Origin of the sequence: Hymenobacter sp. (genome assembly GCF_036388155.1) — a bacterium.
Lineage (GTDB): Bacteria > Bacteroidota > Bacteroidia > Cytophagales > Hymenobacteraceae > Hymenobacter.
This window is the reverse complement of record NZ_DASVSI010000122.1, coordinates 1-1,693: the sequence shown is the minus strand read 5'-3', so window position 1 is coordinate 1,693 and position 1,693 is coordinate 1. Positions and strand designations below refer to the sequence as shown.

General features: G+C 62.3%; 1 protein-coding gene. It reads left to right on the top strand.

Features of this window, described 5'->3' with window-relative positions:
• Nucleotides 1–123 precede the first annotated feature (123 nt).
• Nucleotides 124–1,686: a glutamate--tRNA ligase gene (gene gltX, locus VF629_RS16790; protein ID WP_331059646.1), complete on the top strand. Its 1,563-nt coding sequence runs from the start codon at nt 124–126 to the stop codon at nt 1,684–1,686.
• The last annotated feature ends 7 nt before the right edge of the window (nt 1,687–1,693 follow it).

The window sequence follows — 1,693 nt, the reverse complement described above, 5'->3', positions numbered from 1 at the left end:
TCCCCGCGCCGTTAACAGTCGTTCGGGTGTCCGCCGGGGACGCGAACTACAAAGTTCGCGCTACATTACTCGCCCTTACCTTTGCGGCGCGTTCCGAGAACCGGGACGCGCTTTTGCATTCTTATGACTGAAAGAGAAGTTCGGGTGCGGTTTGCGCCCTCGCCCACGGGGCCGCTGCACATTGGCGGCGTGCGCACCGCGCTGTACAACTACCTGCTGGCCCGCAAGCTGGGCGGCAAAATGCTCCTCCGCATCGAGGACACCGACCAAAACCGCTTCGTGCCCGGCGCCGAAGAATACATCCTCGAAGCCCTGGCTTGGTGCGGCATTGTCATCGACGAGGGCGTGGGCGTGGGCGGCCCCCACGCGCCTTACAAACAGAGCGAGCGCAAGCCCATGTACAAGCAGTACGCCGACCAGCTCATCGCCGACGGCTACGCCTACTACGCCTTCGACACGCCCGAGGAGCTGGACGCCATGCGCGCCCGTCTGCAGGCCGCCAAGGTGCCCAACCCGCAGTACAACAGCATCACCCGCGCCCAAATGCGCAACTCTCTCACCCTGCCCGAGGACGAGGTGAAGCAGTTGCTCGACAGCGGTGCGCAATACGTCATCCGCCTGAAAGTGCCGCGCAAGGAGGAAGTGCGCTTCCAGGACTTGATTCGCGGCTGGGTGGTGGTGCATTCAAGCGCCATCGACGACAAAGTGCTGATGAAGTCGGACGGCATGCCGACTTATCACTTGGCCAACATCGTGGACGACCATTTGATGGAAATCTCGCACGTCATTCGGGGCGAAGAATGGCTGCCTTCAGCGCCGCTGCACGTGCTGCTCTACCGCTACCTGGGCTGGGAAAAGACCATGCCCCAGTTTGCCCACTTACCCCTGCTGCTCAAGCCCGACGGCACCGGCAAGCTCAGCAAGCGCGACGGCGACCGCCTGGGCTTCCCGGTGTTTCCGCTGGAATGGCACGGCATCGACGGCGAAACCGGCGAGCCCACCGTGAGCTCCGGCTACCGCGAGAGCGGCTACCTGCCCGAAGCTTTGGTCAACTTCCTGGCTTTCCTGGGCTGGAATCCTGGTTCGCAGCAGGAAATATTTTCGATGGACGAGCTGATTCAGGCCTTCTCCATTGAGCGCGTGAGCAAGTCGCCGGCCAAGTTCGACCAGAACAAGGTGAAGTGGTTCAACGAGCACTACCTCCGCGCCAAATCCGACGCCGAGCTGGCGCCCTACCTGCTCACGGCCCTGGAAGAGCACGGCATTGCCTGCGACCAAGCCAAAGCCGAGCAGATTGTGGCCGTGATGAAGGAGCGCGTGAGCTTCCCCCACGATTTTTGGCAGGAGGCCAAATACTTCTTCCAGGCTCCCACGGAATACGACGAAGCGGTGGTTTCGAAAAAATGGAACGCCCAGGTAAGCGCTGCCCTGGCCGCCTACGCCGACGACTTGCCCGCCGATTCAGAACCCAGCGCCAACGCCGAGGTACTGAAAAGCATCTTCAACCACACCATGGAAACCCAGGGCATGAAGCCGGGCCAAGTGCTGCAACTGCTGCGCGTGGCCGTAACGGGCGGCGCCGCAGGTCCGGATTTGTTCGAGACACTGGCTATTCTGGGCTCGGGCGAAGTGGCTACGCGCTTGCGGGCAGCGGTTAGTCGCCTGGGTGCCACGTCGGCGGCATAGCTAGCCG

What these genes read in the sequence shown, in the direction of transcription:
- gltX (WP_331059646.1), top strand. Translation starts at nt 124, where the DNA reads ATGACTGAAAGAGAAGTTCGGGTGCGGTTTGCGCCCTCGCCCACGGGG.